Annotated in this window: 14 protein-coding genes; 8 read left to right on the forward strand and 6 right to left on the reverse strand. The window is 71.4% G+C overall.

Annotated features, from left to right (window positions below; all coding sequences use genetic code 11):
* Positions 1 to 34 precede the first annotated feature (34 nt).
* Both ACIP6U_RS35625 and ACIP6U_RS35630 read right to left on the reverse strand, forming a co-directional pair.
* Positions 35 to 1,492, reverse strand: coding sequence for a sensor histidine kinase (locus ACIP6U_RS35625; protein WP_401726523.1), 1,458 nt, complete (start codon positions 1,490 to 1,492; stop codon positions 35 to 37).
* A complete protein-coding gene (locus ACIP6U_RS35630) occupies positions 1,485 to 2,150 on the reverse strand; it encodes a response regulator transcription factor (RefSeq protein ID WP_401726525.1) in 666 nt (221 codons plus the stop codon). Before ACIP6U_RS35630 ends, ACIP6U_RS35625 begins: the two co-directional genes overlap by 8 nt.
* Before the next feature lie 156 nt (positions 2,151 to 2,306).
* Here ACIP6U_RS35630 and ACIP6U_RS35635 point away from each other — a divergent pair, with 156 nt between their 5' ends.
* The 3 genes from ACIP6U_RS35635 to ACIP6U_RS35645 all read left to right on the forward strand — a co-directional run bounded on the left by ACIP6U_RS35635 (position 2,307) and on the right by ACIP6U_RS35645 (position 6,389).
* Positions 2,307 to 3,167 carry a PaaX family transcriptional regulator C-terminal domain-containing protein gene (locus tag ACIP6U_RS35635; protein ID WP_401726527.1) on the forward strand — a complete coding sequence of 287 codons (861 nt, stop codon included), beginning with the start codon at positions 2,307 to 2,309 and terminating at the stop codon, positions 3,165 to 3,167.
* 229 nt (positions 3,168 to 3,396) lie between these two features.
* Complete coding sequence (locus ACIP6U_RS35640; RefSeq protein WP_401726529.1) at positions 3,397 to 4,761, forward strand: alpha/beta hydrolase; 1,365 nt, start codon at positions 3,397 to 3,399, stop codon at positions 4,759 to 4,761.
* A 62-nt stretch (positions 4,762 to 4,823) separates the two neighbouring features.
* A complete protein-coding gene (locus ACIP6U_RS35645) occupies positions 4,824 to 6,389 on the forward strand; it encodes an MFS transporter (protein WP_401726531.1) in 1,566 nt (521 codons plus the stop codon).
* A gap of 52 nt (positions 6,390 to 6,441) precedes the next feature.
* On the opposite strand, the gene ACIP6U_RS35650 is transcribed toward ACIP6U_RS35645, so the two are convergent.
* From ACIP6U_RS35650 to ACIP6U_RS35665, 4 genes are all read right to left on the reverse strand, one after another.
* Positions 6,442 to 7,113, reverse strand: a complete 672-nt coding sequence (locus tag ACIP6U_RS35650) for a response regulator (RefSeq protein ID WP_401726533.1) — start codon at positions 7,111 to 7,113, stop codon at positions 6,442 to 6,444.
* Complete coding sequence (locus ACIP6U_RS35655; RefSeq protein WP_401726535.1) at positions 7,110 to 8,471, reverse strand: sensor histidine kinase; 1,362 nt, start codon at positions 8,469 to 8,471, stop codon at positions 7,110 to 7,112. Before ACIP6U_RS35655 ends, ACIP6U_RS35650 begins: the two co-directional genes overlap by 4 nt.
* A 136-nt stretch (positions 8,472 to 8,607) precedes the next feature.
* Positions 8,608 to 10,737 (reverse strand): MMPL family transporter, encoded by a 2,130-nt coding sequence (locus tag ACIP6U_RS35660; RefSeq protein WP_401726537.1) that lies wholly within the window; start codon positions 10,735 to 10,737, stop codon positions 8,608 to 8,610.
* A 181-nt stretch (positions 10,738 to 10,918) separates the two neighbouring features.
* Positions 10,919 to 11,656 (reverse strand): SAM-dependent methyltransferase, encoded by a 738-nt coding sequence (locus tag ACIP6U_RS35665; protein ID WP_401726539.1) that lies wholly within the window; start codon positions 11,654 to 11,656, stop codon positions 10,919 to 10,921.
* Between the two features lie 224 nt (positions 11,657 to 11,880).
* On the opposite strand from ACIP6U_RS35665, the gene ACIP6U_RS35670 reads away from it, so the two are divergent.
* The 5 genes from ACIP6U_RS35670 (at position 11,881) to ACIP6U_RS35690 (ending at position 15,687) form a co-directional block, all read left to right on the forward strand.
* Positions 11,881 to 12,087, forward strand: a complete 207-nt coding sequence (locus ACIP6U_RS35670) for a hypothetical protein (protein ID WP_401726541.1) — start codon at positions 11,881 to 11,883, stop codon at positions 12,085 to 12,087.
* Positions 12,088 to 12,152: 65 nt separating this feature from the next.
* Complete coding sequence (locus ACIP6U_RS35675) at positions 12,153 to 13,229, forward strand: AI-2E family transporter (RefSeq protein WP_401726752.1); 1,077 nt, start codon at positions 12,153 to 12,155, stop codon at positions 13,227 to 13,229.
* A 27-nt stretch (positions 13,230 to 13,256) separates the two neighbouring features.
* On the forward strand, positions 13,257 to 14,066 hold the full coding sequence (locus ACIP6U_RS35680; RefSeq protein WP_401726543.1) for an alpha/beta fold hydrolase: 810 nt from the start codon (positions 13,257 to 13,259) through the stop codon (positions 14,064 to 14,066).
* Positions 14,066 to 15,331 (forward strand): PP2C family protein-serine/threonine phosphatase, encoded by a 1,266-nt coding sequence (locus tag ACIP6U_RS35685; protein ID WP_401726754.1) that lies wholly within the window; start codon positions 14,066 to 14,068, stop codon positions 15,329 to 15,331. Before ACIP6U_RS35680 ends, ACIP6U_RS35685 begins: the two co-directional genes overlap by 1 nt.
* Positions 15,328 to 15,687: an STAS domain-containing protein gene (locus ACIP6U_RS35690; RefSeq protein WP_401726545.1), complete on the forward strand. Its 360-nt coding sequence runs from the start codon at positions 15,328 to 15,330 to the stop codon at positions 15,685 to 15,687. Before ACIP6U_RS35685 ends, ACIP6U_RS35690 begins: the two co-directional genes overlap by 4 nt.
* Positions 15,688 to 15,690: the final 3 nt, after the last annotated feature.

Below are 15,690 nucleotides of genomic sequence, written 5' to 3' on the forward strand. Positions count from 1 at the left end.
TCGTGTGAGGACGACCACGGTGGCGAGGGAACCTTCAGACGACCTGAGCCGGGCTGAGCGGCAGCTGAACCTCGAAGCGGGCGCCGCCCAGCGGCGACGCGATGACCGTGACGTCTCCGCCGTGCCGGCGCGCGATGCCGCGCACCTGGCGAGGCCGAGGCCGACTCCCCCGTCGCCCCTGGCCCGGCTGCCGTCCCCCCAGCCGCACGAACCTCTCGAACACCCGCGCCCGTTGCTCCTCGGGGATCCCCGGTCCGTCGTCGTCCACGCTGAGCACGGCACGGCCACCGGCCGTCGCGACGCGTACCTCCACCCGGCTGGCCGCGTGCCGGTCGGCGTTGTCGAGCAGATTGCGGGCCAGTCGAGCGAGTTCGGCGACCACTCCGGTGACCTCGACGGATTCGCCGAGCGAGGGGACGACCTCGGCCCCGCGCACGGCACGCAGCTCGCCCGCCACGATCTCGTCCAGCCGCACGGACTCGGCCCGCCGGGACACCGTCGGGTCGTCGGTGCGGGCCAGCATCAGCAGGTCGCCGGTGAGCCGGTCGAGCCGCCGGTGATCCGCCAGCAGGCGTCCCGCGACGTCCTGCCAGTCGGCGGCGCCCCGGTGGGCCAGCGACACCTCCAGCTCCGCCCGGATCGCGGCGAGCGGGGTACGCAGCTCGTGCGAGGCGTCCGACACGAACTCCCGCTGCCTGCGGGCGCCTTCGTCGAGGCGGTCCAGCATGGCGTTCAGCGTGGTGGTCAGCCGTTCCACCTCGTCGCCGGTCCGCGGCCTGGGCAGCCGTTCGCCGAGCGTCGAGTGGCTGATCGCCTCGGCGCGCTCGCGGATGGCCTCGACCGGCCGCAGCGCACGGTCCACCGCGAACCAGGTCAGCAGTCCGACGAACGCCGTGAGCAAGGGCGTTGCGATCCACAGCGCCCGGACCACCAGGTCGATGCTCCGGCTGATCGGCCCGAGCCGGGACACCGCGGACACGGTCCGTACGCCGTCGGGCGTGCCGACGGTGCGGGACGCGACCACCAGATCCCGGTCGGGGACGCGCACAACCTGCCCGGAGGGAGGGGTGGTCGGGCGGTCGGGGGACGGCTCGGTCGGCAGCTCGGGCAGTGTCTGGACGACCCGTCCGTGCTCGTCCTCGACCCGGATCACGGTGACCACGTCCGCCGGGCTGTACCGCTGTTCGGTCGCGGGCTTCCCGGTCGCCAACTCGGCGGCCACCCGGTCGACTTCACGAACGGCCGCCGCTTTCACATCGCCGACGAGGGTGTGCGACATGCCGGCGACCAGCGCGACCGAGGCGAGCGCGAGCGCGAGCCCTACGGCCAGGGTGACGAGCGCGGTGAGGGTGACGCGAAGGGTGGGGCGCCGTCGGACCCGCGGTGTGGGCCGCAGCCCGAACCGCGGAGTGGGCCGCGGGCGAACCCGTGGAGTGGGCCGCAGGCGAACCCGTGGTGCGTACCGCAGACTTGACCACCGACGCTCACGCATCGGGATCGACCAGCCGATACCCGAGCCCCCGCACCGTGTCGATCCGTGCCGCGCCGATCTTCCGCCGCAGTCCCGACACATACACCTCGATGAGGTTCGCGTCCCCGGGTGCGTCCAGCCCCCAGACCGCCTTGAGCAGCCGTTCCTTCGACAGCACGCGGTCCCGGTTGCGCAACAGGACCTCCAGGACGGCCCGTTCGCGCGGCTGGAGCACGAGCGCCTGCCCGCCCGCCGTGCAGTCCCCCGACTCGGGATCGAGCGTGAGGCCCCCGTGGCTGAGCAGCCGCGGCCTGGGTGTGGCTCCCCTGCGCGCCAGCGCCCGCAACCGGGCGACCAGCACGACGAACGAGAACGGCTTGCGCAGGTAGTCGTCCGCCCCCACGTCCAAGCCGTCCGCCTCGTCGTACTCGCCGTCCTTCGCGGTGAGCATCAGCACCGGCGTCCAGACCCGCTCCGCCCGCAACCGGCGTGCGACGTCGTACCCGTTGAGGGAAGGCAGCAAGATGTCCAGCACGATGACGTCGTGCGCTCCCTCGCACGCCTGCCAGTACCCCTCCAGGCCGTCGTGCACGACATCGACTCCGAACCCCTCGGCCACCAGCCCGGCGAACAGCACGTCCGCCAACCGCGCATCGTCCTCGACCACCAGTACCCGCATCGCGCCCACGGTGGCACACGACCCTGAACGCGTCCTGAGTGGCGCCGCCCGCACATCGGTACGTCACGCCGACATCAGGCCATTCTGAGATTGCCGTCACAGAAATGACACACTTGGCGCGGCGAAGGCGGGGCCCGCTCGCCCCGGGCCTACGCTGTGCCCGTGACCAGTGTCGATGTCGCCGCCGGACCGACCGCCGAGAGCGGCCCCGAACCACGTACCCAGTCCCTGATGCTGACCTTCTTCGGCGCACATGTGCTGGGACGGTCCGTCGCCGTGTCGACGGGCAGTGTGATCGCCGCGCTCGGCAGGGTGGGCAGCACCGAGGAGGCGGTACGGACCACGCTGAACCGGATGGTCAAACGGGGTCTGCTGGAGCGCACCCGGCAGGGCCGGAAGACCTACTTCGGGCTGACGCCGCACGCGGTCCAGGTACTGACGGACGGCAAGGACCGGATCTGGCGCACCGGCGCCGTCAACCGGGACTGGGACGGCCGGTGGACGATGGTCGGCTTCTCGCTGCCCGAGGCGTGGAGCCGGGAACGGCACGATCTGCGCTCCCGTCTCATCTGGGCGGGCTTCGGCCCGTTGCAGAACGGCCTGTGGGTGGCCCCGTCCCGCGTCGACGTCCGCGCGATGGTGGCGGGGCTCGGCCTGGAGTCGTATCTGAGGGTGTTCCGGGCCGAGGTGGAGTCACCCACCGATGTCCGCGAGGTGCTCGAGCAGGCTTTCGACGTGCCGGCGATCGGCGCGCGGTACCGGGCCTTCCTGGAGCGCTGGGACCGTACCGACCCGCTGCCCGCCACCGCCTCCGGCGATGAGCTCGCGGGCCAGCTCCTGGTGCACACCGACTGGCTCGACCTGGTGCGACGGGACCCGCATCTGCCCGCCGAGCACCTGCCGGGCGACTGGCCCGCCGGGCAGGCGGAGACCGTCTTCCGCGGCCTGGCGAGCCGCTGGGAGCGGCCGGCCGCGCGGGCGGCGGCACGACTGCTGGACACGCTGACGCTGAGCTGACCCAAGCGGCTCCGATGCTGGGCCGACCCGACCGACACTGGGCCGACCCGACCGGCACCGGGCCGTTCCGCACCTCGATGCCGCGCGTCCGTACGGGGACCCGTCTGCTTCGTTATTGGTCAGTCTCTTGACGGCGATGAAAAAAGAGACCTACATTCGCAGCGCTCATCCCGCACGCTCCCCCACTCGGTCCTCACCTGGTCCCCACCCGACCCGCGGAGCCGCCGCCATGTCCCGTCCCCTTCTCCGTCCCCGTCTTTCGATCCTCGCCGCCGCCTGCGCGACCGCCCTCGCGGCCGCTCTTCTCGGACCGGCGACCGCCGCGCAGGCCACCACCGCCGAGCACTTCACCGGCACGCTGTCCGACGGCGCCACCTGGATCGCGGACAAGCCCGCGCAGTGGAACGGCACCCTGCTGTTGTTCAGCCACGGCTTCGGCCCGACCACCGCCGCCGACGCCCCGTCCGCCGCCGTGCAACAGGCCCTGCTCGACGGCGGGTACGCCCTCGCCGGCTCCTCCTACGATCCGAACGGCTCGATGTGGGCGCTCGATTCGGCCGAGCGGGACCAGTTCGCCGCGCTCGAGGCGTTCCGCCGCCAGGTCGGCACCCCGAGCCGGGTCATCTCGGTGGGCCAGTCCATGGGCGGCCTGGTCAACGCGCGGCTCGCCCGGGACGGCGCGGGTCGCATCGACGGCGCACTCGGCCTCTGCGGTCTTGTCGCGGGCGGTGTCGACCTGGACAACTACCAACTGGACGCCGAGTACGCCCTCGCCACGTTCTTCGACCCGGCCGACGCCGACCGACTGGTGAACCTGGACAGCCAGGCCGACGGCGCCGCGCTCGCCGCCCGGCTCACGCAGGCGGTCACGGCGGCGCAGCAGACCACTGCCGGGCGCGCCCGGATCGCGCTGGCCGCCGCCTTCCTCAACCTTGCCGACTGGGCGCCCGGCCAACTCCCGCCCACGCGTGAGGACTTCGCGGGGCAGGAGCAGCAGCAGTACGCGTGGCTCGCGCAGGGGCTGCTCGGCTTCATCGTTCCGGCGCGCTGGTCGGTGGAGCAGTCCGCGGGCGGCAACACCTCGTGGAACAAGGGGGTCGACTACGCCGGGCTGCTGCGCGGGTCCGCGCACGCCAAGCAGGTCGAGGCGCTCTACCGCGACGCCGGACTCGACCTGCGGTCCGACCTGAACCACCTCACTCACGGCGCCGACATCACGGCCGACCCGGCCGCGGTGGCCCATCTGAAGCAGACCTCGACCGCCGGACAGGGCCTGGCCGTGCCGTTGCTGGACATCCACAACACCGCCGACCAACTCGTTCCCGTCGAGCAGGAGTCGGCCTTCGCCGGGCGGGTGCACAGGGCCGGCGACTCCGCACTGCTGCGTCAGGCCTACGTCGCACGCCCGAGCCACTGCAACTTCACCACCGCCGAGGTGGTCGCCGGCCTGCACGCCGTGGAGCACCGGCTGAACACGGGGCACTGGGGCGACTCCACCACGGCTGCCGAACTCCAGCGCAGTGCCGACGAGTTGGGCCTCGACGGCGCGGCCTTCACCGACTACCGGCCGAGCCAGCTGACCGGCACCCGCTGACCGCGAACCACCCTTCTCCTGCCTGAACCTCCCCACGCCTCCCGCGCCCTCAGGAGCCCTTCGTGTCAACGACGACCAAGCCCACAGCGACAACGGCCACCGGCCCCGGCCTCACCACCGGCACTCTCGTCGCCGGACTCCTCGCCGTCTGTCTCGCCCAGATCGGTCTGGCCATACCGGCCACCCTCAACGGCCTGTTCCAGTCCGACCTGCACCCCGTCGGTTCACAACTCACCTGGATCTCCGACGCGTTCCTGCTCCCGGTCGCCGTACTGGAGTTGACCTTCGGTCTGCTCGGCGACCTCTTCGGCCGCAAGCGGCTCCTGGTCGGCGGCGCGGCACTGCTCGCCGTCGGCGAGGTGGTCAGCGCCACCGCGTCCGGCGTCCACCAGCTCTGGGCGGGCCAGGCCCTGGCCGGCCTGGGCGCGGCCGCCCTCTTCCCCACTTCGCTGGCGATCCTGGCCGCCGGCACCACCTCGCCCGCACAACGCGCCCGGGTCATCGCGATGTGGGCGGCCCTGCTGTCCACCGGCGGTTTCCTCGCGCCCCTGCTCGGCGGTGTCACCGCCACCTACGGCTCGTGGCGCTGGTCCTTCGTCGTCGTCACGGTCGTCGCCGCGGCCAGCGCCGTCGTCAGCGCCCGGTTCGCCGTCAACTCCAGTGCGCCCGAAGGACGTTCACTGGACCTGGCGGGCCAGGTCACCATCGGTCTGGGTCTGTTCGCCCTGCTCTACGCCATCATCCAGGGGCCGACGGACGGCTGGGCCTCGCCGTCGATCGTCATCGCGTTCGTCCTGGCGGCCGTGTTCCTCGCCGCCTTCGTCCTGGCCGAGAAGCACGCCAGGTCCCCACTGCTGCGCCTCGATCTGTTCCGCAACCGCGCCTTCGCGGTGGCCTCGATCGTGGCCGTGGTCGGCATGTTCGCCTTCCTGGGCACCGCCTACTCCGTGAGCATCCGCCTCGGCCCGGTCCAGGACCAGGCACCCATGCGGACGGGCCTGGCCTTCGTCCTGCTCAACGGCATCGCGCTGGCGATGCTGCCCGTGACGGAACGCCTGCTGCGCACGGTGGCACCGGGGCTGTTGCTGGGCGCGGGACTGCTGCTGATCGCGGCGGGCGACTACCTGGCGGCCACCCTGCCGATCACCGACACCGCCTTCACGTCGCTGATCCTGCCGCTCGGTCTCGTCGGCCTCGGCTTCGCCGTCACCGTCTCATCGATCACGGCAACTGCCGTCAACACCGTGCCGGTTCAGCTGGCCGGCATGGCCAGCGCCACCACCAACCTGCTGCGCGACTTCGGCTTCACCCTCGGCCCGGCGGTCATCGGCGCGGTCGCCCTCAGCCGCGCGGCGAGCAGCTTCTCCGAGTCGTTGCACGACTCCGCCCTGCCGGGGGCGCTCAAGGGCGCGGGCACGGCCGTACTGGAAGAGGGCGGTCCGCTCGCGGTGAACGGCGCCGCGGAGTCGTCACCGAAGCTGGCCGACCTGCACCCGCTGGCCCTGGACGCGCTCGGGCACGGTTACTCGATCGGCTTCGTGGTCTGCGGCTCGGCCGCACTGTTCTCGGCCCTGCTGGCCCTCGTCGCACTCCGCGGCCGAGCCGCCTCACGCGAGGACTCGCCGTAGGGAGTGTCGGTGAGAAAGACCTGGTGGCGCATGCCCCGGAGTCGGCCCGAACTCAGACGGTCCCAGGTACCACAAGCCCCGACTCGTACGCCACGATCACCAGCTGTGTCCGGTCCCGCGCCCCCAACTTGCCCATGATCCGGCTGACATGGGTCTTCGCGGTCAGCGGGCTGAGTCCCAACGCGTCGCCGATCTCGGTGTTGTTGAGACCGCGCGCGACCAGCGCGAGCACCTGCCGTTCCCGTTCGGACAGCCCGCTCGGCCCGCCCACCGCGGAGGTCGTCCCGGTGTTGGGCGCGCGCAGAAAACGGGCGATCAGCCGCGAGGTGGGACCGGGCGAGAGGAGGGACTCCCCCGCGGCCACCGTCCGGATAGCGTCGAGGAGTTCGGCCGGCCTGATGTCCTTCACGAGGAAGCCGGACGCCCCGGCCCGCAGTGCCTCGACGATGTGCTCGTCGGTCTCGTACGTCGTCAGGACGAGCACCTTCACCCCCGCGAGATCCTCGTCGGCGGCGATGAGCCGGGTCGCCTCGATCCCGTCGAGGTCGGGCATGCGGATGTCCATCACGACGAGATCGGCCCGCGCCGACCGGGCCAGCGCCACGGCCTCCCGCCCGGTGCCCGCCTCGGCGACGACCTCCATGTCCTTGGCCGACGAAACGAGCATCGCGAAGGAGGCCCGTACGAGGTTCTGGTCGTCGGCCAGCAGTACGCGGATGGTCATCGGACCTCGTCCTCCCGGGACAGCGGCAGTGTGGCGGTCACCTCGAAGCCCCCGGCGGGCCCCGGACCGGCGTCCAGTGTGCCGCCCACGCTACGGGCCCGCTCCCGCATTCCGACGAGCCCGAACCCCGGCCCGCCGTCGGACGGGCCCGCCCCGCCGCCCGAGCCGGCGTCCCCGCCCGTCCCGTCGTCCCTGACACTCACCCGCAGTGTGCCGTCCGCGGTCCACAGACCCACCCGCACGGTGAGGTCCTCGCGGCCACCGTGACGTACGGCGTTGGTGAGCGCCTCCTGCACGATCCGATACGCGGCGGCGCCCACGGAGGGCGGGATGCCGTCCGCGCGGACGGACAGTTCGACCTTGGCTCCGGCCACCCGGCCGGTCTCCGCGAGACCGGCCAGTCCGTCGATCCCGGGCAGCGGCCCCCGCATGTCCTCGGCCCCGGAAACAGAACCGAACACGGAGCCGGCCCCCGCTCCCGGATCCGCGACCGCGACCGTGTCATGCGCCCTCAGCACCTCCAGCGTCGTGCGCAGTTCCCCCCGGGCGGTCCGGCAGGTCCCCGCGATGTCGTCCAGTGCCTGGGCGACGGCTTTGCGGTCGAGGCGCTCGGGGTCGGCGGTGAGGACGTGCGCCGCCACGGACGTCTGCACGCCGATGAGCGTGATGCTGTGGGCGAGCAGGTCGTGCAGGTCACGGGCGATCCGCAGCCGTTCCTCGGCGACGCGGCGCCTGGCCTCCTCCTCCCGGGTGCGTTCGGCCCGTTCGGCCCGCTCGACGATGGAGGCGACGTACAAGCGGTAGTAGCGGACGGCGATACCGACGACCAGCACCGAGATGATCCAGCCGGAGATCTCCAGGGAGTCCAGCGCCTCGTCCTGGTCGGTGATGCCGTTGCTGATCACTGTCGAGCCGAGGACGGCGACACCGGTGAGCAGCGTGCGGCGTACGGCGCCGGTCGCCGCGACGGTGTAGAGCGCCAGGACGATCGCGGGGACGGGTGGGGCGGGGTTGTAGTCGAAGGCGTAGTACGGAGCCATGCAGGCCACCACACCGAGCAGGGCCATCACCGGACGGCGGCGCCGCCAGACGAGGGGCACGTGCCCGGCGAGCAGCAGCGTCCAGCCGAGATGGTCGGGCCGGATCCCTTCGCCGCCCATCAGGGTGATGGCCACGGCCAGCACGGCGACACCCAGTGCGAGGACCGCGTCGTTGCGGGTGCGGTGCGGTGCGGTCAGCGGGTCGCGGTTGATGGCGGACATGACGCGCTCGACGCGACGGGACCGCCCGCCGCCACCGGCCGCCGTCTCCGCCGCCGCCCGGTCGCGTACCTCTGTGGTCGTTCCCCGTTCGTCCACGGCTCCATCTTCCGGTACTCGTACGGGAACCCGGGTGCCTTCCGGAAGGAGAGGCACCCGGGCGGGCCCGCCCGATCAAGGGGCTCGATCAGCGTGCTCGATCAGTGTGCTCGATCGACGCGTTCGATCAGTGTGCTCAGGGTGCGCCGACGGTTTCCGTCCGCCGCGGCGGCTCGGTCGGTCCGGCCGGTCCGGTCCGTTCGGCCGGGTCGGGCTCCCGTGAGAGCACGCCCGGCCACCACACCTTCCGGCCCAGAGCGACGCTGGCGCTGGTCACCAAGTACGTCCGTACGAGGAAGGTGTCGAGCAGGACGCCGACGGCAATCACGAAGCCGAGCTGGACCAGCTGCACCAGGCCCATGTTCGTCAGCACGGCGAAGGTCGCGGCGAGGACGAGTCCGGCGGAGGCGATGACGCCGCCGGTGGTGCGCAGCGCGGTGAGTGCCGCCGTGGCCGGTTCCGCTCCCGCCAGGGACTCCTCCCTCATCCGGTGCATGAGGAAGATGCCGTAGTCGACGCCGAGGGCGACCAGGAACACGAAGGACAGCAGTCCGAGCCCCGGATCGGTGCCCTTGAGGCCGAGGAGCGGTTCGAAGACCAGTCCGCCGATCCCGAGGGAGGCGCCCCACACCGCGACGACCGCGACCACCAGGAGCAGCGGTGCGACCAGACTCCGCAGCAGCCCGATCAGGATGAGCATCACGAAGACGAGGACGAGCGGTACGACGATCTTCGTGTCCCGGGCGTTGGTGACCTCCAGGTCGATCTGCTGGGCGCTGTCCCCGCCGACATAGGAGCCCTTCAGTTCGTCCCGCAGGGACTTGATGGTGGCGGTCTCCCCCGCCGACTGGGGTGCGCTCTTGGCGAAGACGGAGATCTCGGTCCAGCCGTCTCCCGTACGCCCCTTCTCCGCGCTGTCGACGCCCGGTGTGCCGCGGACGGCCGCGAGGGTCTCGTCGGCGCGCCCCTGGGGGGTGATCACGTCGATGGGCTGGCTGCCCTGCCCCGGATAGGCCTTGGCAAGGGTCTCCATCGCGACGACGGCTTCCGGCTTGTTGACGAAGGAGTCCTCCTGCTTGAGCGCTCCCGGCAGGTTGAGCGAGCCCAGGGCCAGGGCGCCGAGCAGTACGGCACCGCTCGCGAGTACGGTCAGCGGCCTGCGTCCGGCAGAGCTGCCCATCGCCGAGAACAGGCTCCGCCGCTGCTTGGGCGTGCTCCCGAAGGCGGGCACGAGCGGCCAGAACACCCGCCGTCCGACCACTACGAGGAGGGCGGGGAGCAGGGTCATCATCGCGATCAGCGCACACAGCACGCCGACGGCGCCGAGCGGGCCCATGCCCCGGCTGCTGTTGAGATCGGCGGCGAGCAGGCACAGCAGTCCGGCGGCGACGGTGCCGGAGGAGGCGAGCACGGCGGGCCCGCAGCCGCGCAGGGCGGCGACCATGGCCTCGTACGGTCGCTCGAAGCGCCGCAGCTCTTCCCGGTAGCGCGAGACGAGCAGCAGCGCGTAGTCCGTGCCCGCCCCGAACACGAGGATCGTCATCACCCCCGAACTCTGTCCCGAGACGGTCGTGCCGAAGGCCTGGTTGAGGCCGTAGGCGACACCCATCGACATGTAGTCGGCGATGCCGGCGACGACGAGGGGCACGAGCCACAGCACGGGGCTGCGGTAGATCAGGATCAGCAGTACGGCGACGACGGCGACGGTGGTGTAGAGCAGCGGTCCGCCGAGCGAGTCGTAGACCGCGCCGGAGTCGGTGGCCAGCGCGCCGGTGCCGCCCACGTCGACGCTCAACCCGCCTTCGCCCCGGACGACTTCGCGGATGTCGGTGACGAGCTTGTCCTGCTCCTCCTCGTTCGCCCCGGGCTCGTTGCTCGCGACGGGGTACATCAGGGTCGTGCCGTCCTTGGACGGAATCCCCTTGGGAGCGCCGCCGATCAGCTCGTGCTGCCGGGTGATCTCCGCGACCTGCCCGGCCGCGGTCTTCCGGTCGGCGGCGCTGAGCCCGCCGTCCCGGTGGTAGACGAGCACCATCTCGGTGGTCTCGCCCCCGGGCAACTTCTCCTCGATCTTCGCCACTTGCGTCGAGTCCGCGCTCGCCGGCAGGTAGTCGGTGACCTTGTCGTGCTGCACGTCGGCGAGCTTCGCCGCGAACGGCCCGACGAGCGCGATCACGGCAATCCACAGCCCGAGCACCGCCCATGGAACGGCTCGCCCGCGCCCCGGCCCCAGCCTCGTCGTAGTGGTTGTCTCTCCGGCCCTCATCGACCGATCTCCCTCCGGGTGACGTCTGCTTCGGTCCCCAGACTTCCGCCGAGAATCACGGCTTTCGTCGGGCGGGAGGGCGAGGTGACGCGTACTGCCGGGGGCGACCGCGGGTGCGGATTACTCCCTGGGGAGTAATCCGCGGACGGCGTGCCGCGCGAGGGGCACGCGGCCCGGTCCGTCAGTCGGACGTCCGGCGCAGGATCAGCGAGACGAAGCCAAAGCTGTCCCGGTAGCCGCGCAGCCATTCGGAGCGGCGGGTACCGGCTGTCGCGAGTACGTCCGTGCTGTCGGGGTCGGTGGGATGGTCCAGGGCCCATTCGGCCAGCGACCCCCAGCACGCCCACTCGTAGTCGTCCAGCTCGCGGCGCGTGCTGACGTGTCCGTCGACCGGGGTCCAACCGTCGGCGACGACACGGTCCACGGTGGTCGCGAGGTCGGTGAAGTCCCCGAGCATCTCGATGGCTTCCGGGGTGGGTTCGCACTCCCAGAATCCGTCACCGACCAGGACACGGCCGCCGGGAGCGAGGTGCTTGCGTGCCGCCGCGAGGGTCGGGAGCAGACCGCCGAAGGCATGCGCGGCACCGACGCTGAGCACCAGGTCGAACGGTTGCGGGGAGGCGAAGCCCGCGGCCTCCTGATGGTGGAGGACGAGCCGCTCCTCGACACCGAGATGGCTCGCTGCCTGGCGTGCCTGTGTCAGGGCGTCCTCGGAGATGTCGACGCCCTCGGCGTGCAGATGCGGGCCCATGGCCAGGGCGCGCAGGAGCCACTCCCCGCCGCCGCAGCCGAGGTCGAGCACGCGTTCGTCGCCACGCGGGGCGCCGCGTTCCAGCAGCCGGCGTACGGAATCGTCGTCGAGCGGGGACTTGATCGGGTGGCCGGCGTGGGCGATGCGGGACATCTGTTCACGGTTCACCGGCGCAGCCTGCCAGCGGCGCAGGCCCCGCACATCTCATTTTCCGTCGCGAACGGCACGGGCCCGAACCTGTGAAGTCACATCGCGCTCTTGCCACCGTCGTAAAAAACATCAATTCTCCTGGACAAGAGCTCTCCACTTATGCGTGTGGCGACCTCGCTGCGAGAAGTTCCGTGACAGAGAAGTTCCGTGACAGAGGACAAAGGCGAGCTCCACGACCGCCCATGCCACCGACACCAATCTCGGCCCGCTTCCGCACGGCATGGACCGCCTTCGCCGGCACCGGCGACCCGGGCTGGCCCGCCTTCGACCCCGAACACCGCCTCACCCAGGTGTTCGGCGCGCGGCCCACCGTCGCGGCCCACCCCGAGGAGAACTCCCGACGGCTCTGGGAGCACCACGAGTTCCCGCCCCTGCCCCTGCTGCCGTAGGCACTCCACAACCCAGATCCCGTGGCCGCAGGCCCTACCCATAGGGTTCCCCCGTGACTGCCACCCTGAGTTCCACGAAGGCCCGTGCCGCGATCCGCACCTCCGCGCGCTTTTCCGCGGAGCTGCTGCTGATCTTCGCGATGCTCGCAGTCACCCTGTGGCTTCTGGGCCGGATGTGGTCGGTGGTGTGGCCGCTCGTCGTCGGCCTGCTGCTGACGACCCTGACCTGGCCGGTCGCCCGTTTCCTACGACGTCACGGGTGGAAGCCCGCGCTCGCCGCATCGGCCGTGACCGTGCTCTTCCTGCTGGTCGCGCTCGGCGTCGTGGCGCTGATCGCCGTACCGGTGGCGTCCCAGTCCGGTGAGCTGACCGACGGCGTGGTCGACGGCATCCAGAAGCTGCGCGAGTGGGCGTCCGGACCGCCGTTGAACATCGGCGACGACCAGATCACCAAGGCCCTGGACAACGCGGTCGCCAGCGCCCAGGACAGCGTCGGCAGCATGGTCACCACGGTGATCACGGGGGTGAGCACCATCGTCAACGGCCTGGTCACCGCCGTACTGGCGCTCTTCCTGATGTTCTTCTTCCTCAAGGACGGCCCGCGCTTCCTGCCGTGGCTCGCCCGTCAGCTGCCCGGCCGGCTCGCCACCGACATCCCCACCGTGGCCACGCGCGGCTGGACCACCCTGGGCTCCTTCGTACGGTCCCAGGCGGCCGTCGGTCTGCTCGACGCCGTGCTGATCGGCCTGGGCCTGTGGATCGTGGGCGTGCCGCTGGTGCTCCCGCTGGCGGTGCTCACCTTCGTCTCCGCGTTCGTGCCGATCATCGGCGCCCTGTTCGCCGGTTTCGTCGCGGTCCTCATCGCGTTGGTCTCCAACGGTCTGACGGACGCGCTGATCGTGCTGGCCATCATCGTGGTGGTGCAGCAGCTGGAGGGGAACGTGTTCCAGCCCATGATCCAGAGTCGTGGGCTCGGCCTCCACGCGGCGGTGATCCTGCTGGCGGTGACGCTGGGAGGCAGTCTGGCCGGCATCGTGGGCAGCCTGCTCGCCGTACCGGTCGCGGCACTCATCGCGGTGGTGTGGAACTACGTGCGCGAGGAGCTCAGCGAGCCGGCACAGGAGCCGACGCCCGAAGGCTGATCCGTGCCGTCTGCGAGGATGTGCCGCATGAATGTGCGCGGCAGGAACCATGTGACCGTGACCGGCGTGGTCGACGGGCCGGTGGTGGTGCTGGCGCACGGCTTCGGATGCGACCAGAACATGTGGCGGCTGGTCGTACCGACGCTGGAGAAGGACTTCACCGTGGTCCTCTTCGACCACGTGGGGTCGGGGAAGTCGGACCCGTCGGCATGGACCCGGGAGCGCTATTCGTCGCTCGACGGGTACGCCGACGACGTGCTGGAGCTGTGCCGCGAACTCGCCCTCGGCCCGGTCACGTTCGTGGGGCATTCGGTGAGCGCGATGATGGGCGTGCTGGCCGCCGCGCGGGAGCCCGAGGCGTTCGCCGGGCTGGTGCTGCTGGCTCCTTCACCGTGTTTCGTCGACGATCCGGACACCGGTTACCGGGGCGGGTTCAGCGCCGAGGACATCGACGAGCTGCTCGAGTCGCTGGACGCGAACTATCTCGGCTGGTCGGGCGCCATGGCACCGGTGATCATGGGAAACCCGGAGCGGCCCGAGCTGGGCGAGGAGCTGACCAACAGCTTCTGCCGTACCGATCCGGAGATCGCCCGGGTCTTCGCCCGGGTGACGTTCCTGTCCGACAACCGCCGGGACCTGGCCCGGGTGAGCGTGCCCACGCTGGTCGCCCAGTGCTCCAGGGACGCGATCGCCCCGCCCGAGGTCGGCGCGTTCGTGCACGCGCAGATCCCGGGCAGCCGCCTGGTCACGCTGGACGCGACGGGACACTGCCCCCAGCTCGCCGCCCCGGAGGAGACCGCCGCGGCGATCGCCGGGTTCGTCAGAGCGGGCGGATGATGTGCGGGACCAGCGACGCGGAGGAGGGCAGCCCGAACGAACAGCGCGAACCGCGCGATGAGCAGGCGCAGTTCTCCGCACTGCTGGAGGACAGCGCCGAGGACCTGTACGAGCACGCGCCCTGCGGCTACCTCTCCACGTTGCTGGACGGCCGGATCGCCAAGGTCAACACCACGCTGCTGGACTGGCTCGGCTACGAGCACGACGACCTCGTGGGCCGCAGGCACTTCTCCGACCTGCTGACCGTCGGCGGCCGGCTCTACCACGAGACCCACTTCGCCCCGCTGCTCATGATGCAGGGCGAGGTCAGCGGCATCGCCCTGGAGCTCAAGGCCGCCGACGGCTCGCGCCTGCCGGTGCTGGTCACCTCGACGGTCAAGACGGGCAGCGACGGGCAGCCGCTCCTGATCCGCACCACCCTCTTCGACGCCCGCGAGCGCCGCGCCTACGAGACGGAACTGCTGCGCGCCCGCAAGGAAGCCGACCTGGAACGCGACCGCCTCAAGCGCCTCAACGCCACCCTCCAGAAGACGCTGCTGCCGCCCACCCTGGCGAACGTTCCGGGCCTGGACGTGGCCGCGTACTACCACATCGCGTCCGTCGACGAGGTGGGCGGCGACTTCTACGACCTGTTCCCGCTCGCCGACGGCACCTGGGGTCTCTTCCTCGGCGATGTCTGCGGCAAGGGCGCCGCCGCCGCGGCCCTCACCTCGCTGGCCCGCTACACCCTGCGTGCCGCCGCGGTCTACGACCCCGACCCCGCCACCGTCCTGGCCAACCTCAACACGGTCCTGAACCACGAGTACAACGGGAACGACCCACGCTTCTGCACCGTGATCTTCGGTCTGCTCACCCCCGACACCGACCGGGACGGCTTCCGCATCACGCTGGCCAGCGGCGGACATCCGCCGGCCCTGCTGATGCGCGCGGACGGCACCGCCGATGAACTGCCCACCCCCGGTGGACAGTTGATCGGTGTCCTGTCCGACGCCCACATCGCCACCACCACCGTGCACCTCGCCCCCGGCGACACCCTGCTCCTGCACACCGACGGACTGACCGAGGCCCACACCGCCACCGGCGGCGAGGACCGGTACGGCGACGACGCGCTCCTCGACTTCTGCCGCGCCCTGGCCCCCACCACCGCGTCGGACACCACGGACGCGGTCCGCGGCCTGCTCGACACCTTCGGCACCGGCGTGGACGACGACACCGCCGTCCTGGCCGTCCATGTGCCCGTACCCGTCATTGAGGAGCAGCAGTGACCGAGCACCTGACCCTCCTCACCCGCGCCACCGCCACCGGAACGGTCATCGAACTGACCGGAAGCCTGGACCACCACACCGCGCCCGCGGCCCGCACCGCGCTGGCCGGGCTCGACCTGCGTCCGGGCCAGCAGCTCGTCCTCGACCTCGACGGCATCACGTTCTGCGACTCCACCGGCATCACCGTGCTGATCGCCGCCCGCAACCACGCCCTGGCGGCCGACGCGACCATCGCACTGGCCGCGGTCCCCGACCGCGTCATCCGGATCTTCCGCATCGTCGGCCTGGACCAGGTCTTCGTCACCCACCCCACCGCGCAGGCCGCCGAAGCCGCCTGGCGGCGCCCTGCGACCTGACCG

Source organism: Streptomyces sp. NPDC088794 (genome assembly GCF_044750545.1).
Lineage (GTDB): Bacteria > Actinomycetota > Actinomycetes > Streptomycetales > Streptomycetaceae > Streptomyces.